Raw genomic sequence first — 9896 nt, 5'->3', positions numbered from 1 at the left:
GCCGTACCTATGCGCCACGCTGAAGGAGCCCGCGGTGAGTGCTGACCCGACGCAGGTGCTCGCCTTCGAGACCGACTGCCACATGGGTCGTACGGCGGTCAGACCTCCACGACGACCGGGAGGATCATCGGCCTGCGCCGATAGTTGTCGGAGACCCACTTGCCGAGTGTCCGGCGGATCAGTTGCTGCAGCTGGTGGGGTTCCACCACGCCGTCCTGGGCCGAGCGCTCCAGGACCTCCGTGATCCTCGGGACCACGTCCACGAAGACGGAGTCGTCGATGCCGGAGCCCCGGGCCTGGATGTGTGGACCACCCGTGATCTTGCCGGTGGACGAGTCCACGACGACGAACACCGAGATGATGCCCTCGTCGCCCAGGATCCTGCGGTCCTTCAGCGCGGGTTCGCCGACATCGCCGACCGAGAGGCCGTCGACGTAGACATAACCCGCCTGGACCTTGCCGGAGATCTTGGCCTTGCCCTCGATGAGGTCGACGACCACGCCGTCCTCGGCGATGACGATCCGGTCGTGCGGAACGCCGGTCATGGCGCCCAGTTCGGCGTTGGCCCGTAGGTGGCGCCATTCGCCGTGGACCGGCATCAGGTTCTTCGGCTTGCAGATGTTGTAGAAGTACAGCAGCTCGCCGGCCGAGGCGTGTCCGGAGACATGGACCTTGGCGTTGCCCTTGTGGATGACGTTCGCGCCCCAGCGGGTGAGGCCGTTGATCACGCGGTAGACCGCGTTCTCGTTGCCCGGGATGAGCGACGAGGCCAGGATCACCGTGTCGCCCGCGACGATGCGGATTTGGTGGTCCCGGTTGGCCATGCGGGACAGGGCGGCCATCGGTTCGCCCTGCGAGCCCGTGCAGACCAGGACGACCTGGCTGTCCGGGAGGTCGTCGAGCGTCTTGACGTCCACCACCAGGCCCGGCGGAACCTTGAGATAACCGAGGTCACGGGCGATACCCATGTTGCGGACCATCGAGCGGCCGACGAAGGCGACCCGGCGGCCGTGCTCGTGCGCCGTGTCCAGGACCTGCTGGATGCGGTGGACGTGGCTGGCGAAGCTCGCCACGATGATCCGCTTGCGGGCGTTGCTGAAGACCTGTCGCAGGACGTTCGAGATGTCGCGCTCGGGCGGGACGAATCCCGGGACCTCGGCGTTCGTCGAGTCGGCGAGGAGCAGGTCGATGCCCTCCTCGCTGAGCCGGGCGAACGCGTGTAGGTCCGTGAGACGGCCGTCCAGCGGGAGCTGGTCCATCTTGAAGTCGCCCGTGTGGACGACCATGCCCGCGGGGGTGCGGATGGCGACCGCGAGCGCGTCCGGGATCGAGTGGTTGACGGCGATGAACTCGCAGTCGAAGGGGCCGATGCGTTCGCGGTGCCCCTCGGCGACCTCGAGCGTGTACGGCCGGATGCGGTGCTCCTGAAGCTTCGCCTCGATGAGGGCGAGGGTCAGCTTGGAGCCGATCAGCGGGATGTCCGCCTTCTCACGAAGGAGATACGGGACTGCGCCGATGTGGTCCTCGTGGCCATGCGTGAGGACGATGCCGTCGATGTCGTCGAGGCGGTCCCTGATGGACGTGAAGTCCGGCAGGATCAGGTCGATGCCGGGCTGCTCCTCCTCGGGGAAGAGCACGCCGCAGTCGACGATGAGCAGGCGGCCGCCGTATTCGAAGACCGTCATGTTCCGGCCGATTTCCCCGAGGCCGCCGAGTGGCGTGACCCTCAGGCCGCCTTCGGGGAGCTTGGGCGGCGGGGCGAGTTCAGGATGCGGATGACTCAAAAGACTCTCCTACCCATGCGCGCCACGTACCTGTGGGCACGTGGCGCGCATGACGTTCGTGCAAATGCAGTTATTGGGTGTGGGATGCAGGCGCCGAAGCCCTGCGTATTCAGTTGTGAAGTCCGTTGTCAGAGCTGTACCCCGCCGGCGGCAAGATCGATCTTGAGCTGAGCGATCTCCTCGGGCGAGCACTCGACCATGGGCGAGCGCAGCGGTCCGGCGGGCAGTCCCTGGAGGGTGAGCGCGGCCTTGGTGGTCATGACGCCCTGGGTGCGGAACATACCGGTGTAGACGGGGAGCAGCTTCTGGTGAATCTCGGTGGCCTTCTGGACGTCACCGGAGACGTACGCCTCCACCAGGGTGCGCAGTTCGGGTGTGACCACATGGCCTACGACCGAGACGAAGCCCACCGCGCCCACGGAGAGCAGCGGCAGGTTCAGCATGTCGTCGCCTGAGTACCAGGCCAGGCCGGTCCGGGCGATGGCCCAGCTGGCGCGGCCGAGGTCGCCCTTGGCGTCCTTGTTGGCGACGATCCGCGGGTGCTCGGCGAGTCGGACCAGGGTCTCGGTACCGATCGGGACGCCGCTGCGGCCGGGGATGTCGTAGAGCATGACCGGCAGTTCCGCGGCGTCGGCGACGGCCTTGAAGTGCCGGTAGAGGCCCTCCTGCGGGGGCTTGTTGTAGTACGGCGTGACGACGAGCAGGCCGTGCGCGCCGGTGCGTTCGGCCGTGCGGGCGAGTTCGACGCTGTGGTGGGTGTCGTTGGTGCCGACGCCGGCGATGACGTGGGCGCGGTCTCCGACCGCTTCCAGTACGGCTCGTACGAGATCCGTTTTCTCCGCGTCGCTGGTGGTCGGGGACTCACCGGTGGTGCCGTTGATGATCAGGCCGTCGTTGCCTGCGTCCACCAGGTGGGTAGCGAGCCGCTGAGCGCCGTCGAGGTCGAGTGCGCCGTCCGCCGTGAAGGGCGTGACCATGGCGGTGAGGACCCGCCCGAAGGGGGTCTGCGGAGTGGAGGTCGGGGCCATGGGTAACACGCTACTCGCTGCTCAATGCGGGGTCTGCCCTAGGGGCAGGCGACAAGTCATGACAAATATGGAACCCGGCACTGCCTGCTCGGGGGTTCAAGCAGTGCCGGGTCCGTTTGATCAGGCTAGATGAACTTCTCCAAATGCCGCAATACGGACACTTCGCACGGCCCATCCGTACATGTGTGCCCGATCGGCAAACAGAGGTGCGCTACGGGGCGACACGACCGTTGGCGTTGAAGGCGGCGTAGGTGAGTGGCATGAGCTTGGCCCACTGCTCCTCCATCTTCTCGCCGACCATCTCGATCTCCCGCTGCGGGAAGGACGGCACCTTCGCCAGCTCGTGCTGCGTGCGCAGGCCGAGGAAGTGCATCAGCGAGCGCGCGTTGCACGTGGCGTACATCGAGGAGAAGAGGCCTACGGGGAGGACGGCACGGGCGACCTCGCGGGCCACGCCGGCGGCGAGCATCTCCTGGTACGCCTCGTACGACTGACGGTACGAGTCCTCCATGGCACGGCCGACCAGCTCCTGCTGGGCCTGGGTGCCCTCCACGAAGACGTACTTGCCCGGGCGGCCCTCCTGGACCAGCTTGCGGGACTCGCCGGGGACGTAGAAGACCGGCTGGAGCTCCCGGTACCTTCCCGATTCCTCGTTGTACGACCAGCCCACCCGGTGCCGCATGAACTCGCGGAAGACGAGGATCGGGGCGCTGATGAAGAACGTCATCGAGTTGTGCTCGAAGGGGCTGCCGTGCCGGTCCCGCATCAGGTAGTTGATCAGGCCCTTGGAGCGCTCGGGGTCCTTGCCCATCTCGTCCAGGGACTGCTCGCCGATCGTCGAGACGCGCGCGGCGAAGAGCACGTCCGCGTCGGACGCGGTGTGCTTGACCAGCTCGACGGTCACGTCACTGCGGAAACTGGGCTTGAGGTCGTCGGCGGGGGTGTCGGTCACGGCTCGGAGGGTCCTTCCATCACGTCTCTCGGGCGGCGCCCACTCTACGGCCCGGCACTGACATCGGGGCGTTCGGTGCCGTGCCGCGACATTCATTGGCGAACTTCTGCGAATTCGGTGAAACAGGGCACCAATTGGGGCGTTCGCTCGTCTGTCTTGGTGAGAGCCACCCGTTCGATCCCGATTCGACCCCTGAGGGGAGAAGCACCACCGATGTTCCGTCGGCGCGAACCCGTTCCGTTCGCCTTCATCGCCGAGACCGACCGCTTCCGCAGCAATGTCACACCGCCGCCGCATGAGCGTGCGTCCGCCGGTCAGATAGCCGGGCGTTGGCTCCTGGGCCTCACCATCGTCGCCGGAATCGTGGGCTCCCTGGTCCTCGGGATGCCGGCACTGTCCCAGCACAACCTCTCGACCCAGAACCAGCAGTCCCAGGCCGCGGACAACCGCTGACCTGCCGCGCAGCTCCGCAGCCGACCATGACTCATCCGGACCCCCAAGGGTGGTGAGCGGGTACACGGCCGGATAGCCTCACCGGGCACAGCCCACGCATGGATTCAGTGAGGACACCAGCCGTGCCCCTGCCCTTCCTTACGGCCGACCGCGCATTCGAGGCCGCGGACGAGCTCGCGCTGCCGTTCGACGACCGCGACCGCTGGCGGCGCCCCTACCGGCCCGGCCCGTGGCGGGTGGCGGCAGCGGCGCTCGTACTGCTGCTCGCGTCGTACGTGCTGTTCGCCGCGGTCATCATCGCGTTGACCGGCTCACGGTCCGAGGCCGGGGTGATCCTCGGCGTCGCGATGGTCGTCATCCTCTGTGCCCTGCGGCTGCTGCGCATGGGCGTGTGGGTGAGCGCGCGCGGGCTGCGCCGGGTGCGGTTCCTCTTCACCCTTACGGTGCGCTGGGACCGGGTCGTCGCCGTGCGCACGGTGCAGCAGCCGGTGCGCTGGCTCGGGCTGCCGCGCACGGTGCAGGGGCAGGCGCTGGTCCTCGTACGCAAGGACCGTGCTCCGGAGGACGTGGCCGCGCTGCTGACCACGCACGACATCGACTTCGTGGCGCGTGCCTCCTCCTTCGACCGGGCCGCGGACTCGGTCGAGGTGTGGTCCGACGAGTACCGGCGGAGCTGACCGCCCGACAGCGACGAGAAGGGCCGGTCTGCGGTGAGTGCGGGCCGGCCCCTTCGGCGTGCGGAACTCGTTTCAGGCCTGGACGGGGCGGCCGTCGCGCAGGGCGATCGCGCGCTGCATCGCCTTGCGGGCGCGGGGGGTGTCGCGGGCGTCGTGGTAGGCGACGGCGAGGCGGAACCAGCTGCGCCAGTCGTCGGGGGCCGCCTCCGTCTCGGCCTTGCGCTTGGCGAAGACCTCGTCGGCGGAGTCGCGGTCGATGCGGCCGCCGGCGGTGCGCCTCAACTCGTCGACGGGCAGGCCGCCTTCGGCGTCGAGTTCGGCGGCGAGGCGGTTGGCGTTGCGGACGAACTGGGTGTTCTTCCAGAGGAACCACACGCCGATCACCGGCAGGATCAGGACCGCGATCCCGAAGGTGACCGTGATGAGCGTGCCGGACTGTATGAGCATGACGCCGCGGCTGCCGACCAGGACGAAGTAGAAGACCAGGACGGCGGCCGTGACGGCGTAGGTGAGTTTGGCGCGCATGTCAGCCCAGGTCCAGGAAGTGCTCCAGGCCGAAGGTGAGGCCCGGGGTCGTCACCACGCGGCGGGCGCCGAGCAGGATGCCCGGCATGAAGCTGCTGTGGTGCAGGGAGTCGTGCCGGACGGTCAGGGTCTCGCCCTCGCCGCCGAGCAGGACCTCCTGGTGGGCCAGCAGGCCGCGCAGCCGGACGGCGTGCACGGGGATGCCGTCGACGTTCGCGCCGCGCGCCCCGTCCAGGGCGCTCGTCGTGGCGTCCGGCGCGGGGGCCGAGCCCGCCTTGGCCCGGGCCTCCGCGATGAGCTGGGCGGTGCGGGTGGCGGTGCCGCTGGGGGCGTCCACCTTGTTCGGGTGGTGCAGTTCGATGACCTCGACCGACTCGAAGTAGGGCGCGGCGATCTGCGCGAACTTCATGGTGAGTACGGCGCCGATGGAGAAGTTGGGGGCGATGAGGACGCCCGTCTCCGGGGACTTGGCCAGCCAGCCGGTGAGCTGCGCGAGGCGTTCGTCGGTCCAGCCCGTCGTACCGACGACCGCGTGGATGCCGTGGCCCACGCAGTAGTCGAGGTTGTCCATCACCGAGGCGGGGGTGGTCAGTTCGACGGCGACCTGGGCGCCGGACTCCGTGAGCGTCTCCAGTGAGTCGCCCCGGCCCAGGGCGGCCACCAGTTCCATGTCCTCGGCGGCCTCGACGGCTCGTACCGCCTCGGCGCCGATACGGCCCTTGGCACCGAGGACCGCCACGCGCAGCTTGCTCATCGTTCTTGCTTCCTTACCGGAGACGGGTACCGAAGGCGGGTACCGAACACGGGTGTCAGGCGACCGCGTCGTGCAGCCGGGCCGCCTGCTTGTCCTTGAGCGGGCCGATGACCGACAGCGAGGGCCGCTGTCCCAGGATCTCGCGGGCGACCGCGCGGACCTCGTCCGGGGTGACCGCCGCGATCGTGGCGAGCATGTCGTCGACGGACATCTGCTCGCCCCAGCACAGCTCGCTCTTGCCGATACGGTTCATCAGCGCGCCCGTGTCCTCGAGGCCGAGGACGGTGGAGCCCTGGAGCTGGCCGACGGCGCGGCCGATCTCGTCGTCGGACAGGCCGTTCGCGGCGACCTGGTCGAGTTCGTCGCGGCAGATCTTCAGCACGTCGTGGACCTGCGAGGGCCGGCAGCCGGCGTAGACGCCGAAGAGGCCGCAGTCGGCGAAGCCGGACGTGTACGAGTACACGCTGTAGGCCAGGCCGCGCTTCTCCCGGACCTCCTGGAAGAGACGGGAGGACATGCCGCCGCCGAGGGCCGTGTTGAGGACCCCCAGCGCCCAGCGGCGCTCATCCGTGCGGGCGAGGCCCGGCATGCCGAGGACGACGTGCGCCTGCTCGGTCTTGCGGCCGATCAGCTCGACCTTGCCGGTGGAACGCAGCGCGCGGCGGCCGTCGCGCGGGGCGATGGGTGCCGCTTCGGGAGTGCGGAAGGCGCCCGCCTTCTCGAAGGCCGCGCGGACCTGGCGTACGACCTTGTCGTGGTCGATGTTGCCCGCGGCCGCGACCACGAGGTGGGTCGGGTCGTAGTGCTTCTTGTAGAAGCGGCGGATGCGGTCCGCGGTGAGGGCGTTGACGGTGTCGACCGTGCCGAGGACCGGGCGGCCGAGGGGGTTGTCGCCGAACATCGTGCGCGCGAACAGGTCGTGCACACAGTCGCCCGGGTCGTCCTCCGTCATGGCGATCTCTTCGAGGATGGCGCCGCGCTCGACGTTGACGTCCTCCTCACGGATCAGGGAGCCCGTCAGCATGTCGCAGACCACGTCGATGGCGAGCGGCAGGTCGGTGTCGAGCACGCGGGCGTAGTAGCACGTGTACTCCTTCGCCGTGAAGGCGTTCATCTCGCCGCCGACCGCGTCGATCGCGGAGGAGATGTCCAGGGCGCTGCGCTTGTGCGTGCCCTTGAAGAGGAGGTGCTCCAGGTAGTGCGTGGCGCCGTTCAGGGACGGTGTCTCGTCGCGGGAGCCCACGTGTGCCCAGATGCCGAAGGTCGCGGAGCGGACCGAGGGCAGCCTCTCGGTGACGATGCGCAGGCCGCCCGGGAGGGTGGTCTTACGGACCGTGCCGATGCCGTTGGTGCCCTGGATGAGGGTTTGGGTACGGGCGACGGCCCGCGCCTCCGAGGAGGTGCGGGCCGTCGCCGTGGAGCTGCTCGACGTCACTTGTCGTCGTCGTCCTTCTTGTCGTCGCCGCTCGCTTCACCCTCGATGACGGGGATCAGGGAGAGCTTGCCGCGGGAGTCGATCTCGGCGATCTCGACCTGGACCTTGGCGCCCACGGCGACCACGTCCTCGACGTTCTCCACGCGCTTGCCGCCGGCGAGCTTGCGGATCTGCGAGATGTGCAGCAGACCGTCCTTGCCCGGCAGCAGCGACACGAACGCGCCGAAGGTGGTGGTCTTGACGACCGTACCCAGGTAGCGCTCGCCGACCTCCGGCATGGTCGGGTTGGCGATGCCGTTGATCACTGCGCGAGCGGCCTCGGCCTGCGAGCCCTGCGCGGCACCGATGTAGATGGTGCCGTCGTCCTCGATCGTGATGTCGGCGCCGGTGTCCTCCTGGATCTGGTTGATCATCTTGCCCTTCGGGCCGATGACCTCGCCGATCTTGTCCACGGGGATCTTGACGGTGATGATCCGCGGGGCGTTCGGGGACATCTCGTCCGGCGTGTCGATCGCTTCCATCATCACGTCGAGGATGTGGAGGCGGGCGTCACGGGCCTGCTTGAGAGCGGCGGCCAGGACGGAGGCGGGGATGCCGTCCAGCTTGGTGTCGAGCTGGAGGGCGGTGACGAACTCCTTGGTGCCGGCGACCTTGAAGTCCATGTCGCCGAAGGCGTCCTCCGCACCGAGGATGTCGGTGAGGGCGACGTAGTGCGTCTCGCCGTTGATCTCCTGGGAGATCAGGCCCATGGCGATACCGGCGACGGGGGCCTTCAGGGGCACACCGGCGTTCAGCAGCGACATGGTGGAGGCGCAGACCGAGCCCATGGACGTCGAGCCGTTCGAGCCGAGGGCCTCGGACACCTGACGGATCGCGTAGGGGAACTCCTCGCGCGTCGGGAGCACCGGCACCAGGGCGCGCTCGGCGAGCGCTCCGTGGCCGATCTCGCGGCGCTTCGGGGAGCCGACGCGGCCGGTCTCGCCGACGGAGTACGGCGGGAAGTTGTAGTTGTGCATGTAGCGCTTGCGGGTCACCGGGGAGAGGGTGTCCAGCTGCTGCTCCATGCGGAGCATGTTGAGGGTGGTGACGCCCAGGATCTGGGTCTCGCCACGCTCGAACAGCGCGGAACCGTGCACGCGCGGGATGGCCTCGACCTCGGCGGCGAGCGTACGGATGTCCGTGACGCCACGGCCGTCGATGCGGACCTTGTCCTTGATGACACGCTCGCGCACCAGGGACTTGGTCAGCGAGCGGTACGCGGCGGAGATCTCCTTCTCGCGGCCCTCGAACTGCGGGAGCAGCTTCTCGGCGGCGATCTCCTTGATGCGGTCCAGCTCGGCCTCGCGCTCCTGCTTGCCGGCGATGGTGAGCGCCTGGGAGAGCTCGCTCTTGACCGCGGCGGTCAGTGCCTCCAGGACGTCGTCCTGGTAGTCGAGGAAGACCGGGAACTCGCCGGTCGGCTTCGCGGCCTTGGCGGCGAGGTCGGCCTGGGCCTTGCAGAGCACCTTGATGAAGGGCTTCGCGGCGTCCAGACCGGAGGCGACGACCTCCTCGGTCGGCGCCTCGGCGCCGCCCGCGACCAGCTGGATGGTCTTCTCGGTGGCCTCGGCCTCGACCATCATGATCGCCACGTCGCCGTCCTCCAGGACGCGACCGGCGACGACCATGTCGAAGACGGCGTCCTCGAGCTCGGTGTGCGTCGGGAACGCGACCCACTGGCCGTTGATCAGCGCGACGCGGACGCCGCCGATCGGGCCGGAGAAGGGCAGACCGGCCAGCTGCGTGGACGCGGAGGCGGCGTTGATCGCCACGACGTCGTACAGGTGGTCGGGGTTGAGGGCCATGATCGTGGCGACGACCTGGATCTCGTTGCGCAGGCCCTTCTTGAAGGACGGGCGCAGCGGGCGGTCGATCAGGCGGCAGGTGAGGATCGCGTCCTCGGACGGCCGGCCCTCACGGCGGAAGAAGCTGCCGGGGATCTTGCCGGCGGCGTACATCCGCTCCTCGACGTCCACCGTGAGGGGGAAGAAGTCGAGATTTTCCTTGGGCTTCTTGGAGGCGGTGGTGGCCGACAGCACCATGGTGTCGTCGTCCAGGTACGCCACGGCGGAGCCGGCGGCCTGCCTGGCCAGCCTGCCCGTCTCGAAGCGGATGGTGCGGGTGCCGAAAGTGCCGTTGTCAATGACGGCCTCGGCGTAGTGGGTCTCGTTCTCCACTAGCGTTTTCTCCGTTAGGGCATGGTGTGGATCAGGTAGACGTCGACCTTGTCGCGCAGTGTGAACGCCTCG

Annotated in this window: 9 protein-coding genes; 2 read left to right on the top strand and 7 right to left on the bottom strand. The window is 68.6% G+C overall.

What is annotated here, in order from left to right:
* Positions 1–98: 98 nt before the first annotated feature.
* From ACFWP5_RS50175 to thyX, 3 genes are all read right to left on the bottom strand, one after another.
* The gene (locus ACFWP5_RS50175) at positions 99–1784 is read right to left on the bottom strand and encodes a ribonuclease J (RefSeq protein ID WP_384173397.1); all 1686 of its coding nucleotides are present in this window, start codon (positions 1782–1784) and stop codon (positions 99–101) included.
* Between the two features lie 128 nt (positions 1785–1912).
* The gene (gene dapA / locus ACFWP5_RS50170) at positions 1913–2812 is read right to left on the bottom strand and encodes a 4-hydroxy-tetrahydrodipicolinate synthase (protein WP_363096666.1); all 900 of its coding nucleotides are present in this window, start codon (positions 2810–2812) and stop codon (positions 1913–1915) included.
* A 211-nt stretch (positions 2813–3023) separates the two neighbouring features.
* Positions 3024–3764, bottom strand: a complete 741-nt coding sequence (gene thyX / locus ACFWP5_RS50165) for an FAD-dependent thymidylate synthase (RefSeq protein WP_384173392.1) — start codon at positions 3762–3764, stop codon at positions 3024–3026.
* A 213-nt stretch (positions 3765–3977) separates the two neighbouring features.
* Between thyX and ACFWP5_RS50160 the strand changes: the two genes are divergently transcribed.
* Complete coding sequence (locus ACFWP5_RS50160; protein WP_384173389.1) at positions 3978–4217, top strand: hypothetical protein; 240 nt, start codon at positions 3978–3980, stop codon at positions 4215–4217.
* A gap of 122 nt (positions 4218–4339) precedes the next feature.
* Entirely contained in the window at positions 4340–4894 is a 555-nt protein-coding gene (locus ACFWP5_RS50155) for a hypothetical protein (protein WP_384173386.1), read from the top strand.
* Positions 4895–4966: 72 nt separating this feature from the next.
* On the opposite strand, the gene ACFWP5_RS50150 is transcribed toward ACFWP5_RS50155, so the two are convergent.
* The 4 genes from ACFWP5_RS50150 to ACFWP5_RS50135 are packed head-to-tail and all read right to left on the bottom strand — an operon-like array spanning position 4967 to position 9824.
* Positions 4967–5419 carry a hypothetical protein gene (locus ACFWP5_RS50150; RefSeq protein WP_384173383.1) on the bottom strand — a complete coding sequence of 151 codons (453 nt, stop codon included), beginning with the start codon at positions 5417–5419 and terminating at the stop codon, positions 4967–4969.
* Between the two features lies 1 nt (position 5420).
* Positions 5421–6173, bottom strand: a complete 753-nt coding sequence (gene dapB, locus ACFWP5_RS50145; protein WP_384173380.1) for a 4-hydroxy-tetrahydrodipicolinate reductase — start codon at positions 6171–6173, stop codon at positions 5421–5423.
* Between the two features lie 55 nt (positions 6174–6228).
* Positions 6229–7608: a M16 family metallopeptidase gene (locus ACFWP5_RS50140; RefSeq protein WP_384173377.1), complete on the bottom strand. Its 1380-nt coding sequence runs from the start codon at positions 7606–7608 to the stop codon at positions 6229–6231.
* Positions 7605–9824, bottom strand: a complete 2220-nt coding sequence (locus tag ACFWP5_RS50135; protein WP_384173374.1) for a polyribonucleotide nucleotidyltransferase — start codon at positions 9822–9824, stop codon at positions 7605–7607. The genes ACFWP5_RS50140 and ACFWP5_RS50135 overlap by 4 nt, the downstream gene beginning before the upstream one ends.
* Between the last annotated feature and the right edge of the window lie 72 nt (positions 9825–9896).

The organism is Streptomyces sp. NPDC058469, assembly GCF_042721125.1.
Lineage (GTDB): Bacteria > Actinomycetota > Actinomycetes > Streptomycetales > Streptomycetaceae > Streptomyces.
The sequence above is the reverse complement of the archived record's forward strand: the minus strand, read 5'-3'. Positions and strand labels throughout refer to the sequence as shown.

What these genes read in the sequence shown, in the direction of transcription:
- dapA (WP_363096666.1), bottom strand. Translation starts at nt 2,812, where the DNA reads ATGGCCCCGACCTCCACTCCGCAGACCCCCTTCGGGCGGGTCCTCACC.
- ACFWP5_RS50150 (WP_384173383.1), bottom strand. Translation starts at nt 5,419, where the DNA reads ATGCGCGCCAAACTCACCTACGCCGTCACGGCCGCCGTCCTGGTCTTC.
- dapB (WP_384173380.1), bottom strand. Translation starts at nt 6,173, where the DNA reads ATGAGCAAGCTGCGCGTGGCGGTCCTCGGTGCCAAGGGCCGTATCGGC.
- ACFWP5_RS50160 (WP_384173389.1), top strand. Translation starts at nt 3,978, where the DNA reads ATGTTCCGTCGGCGCGAACCCGTTCCGTTCGCCTTCATCGCCGAGACC.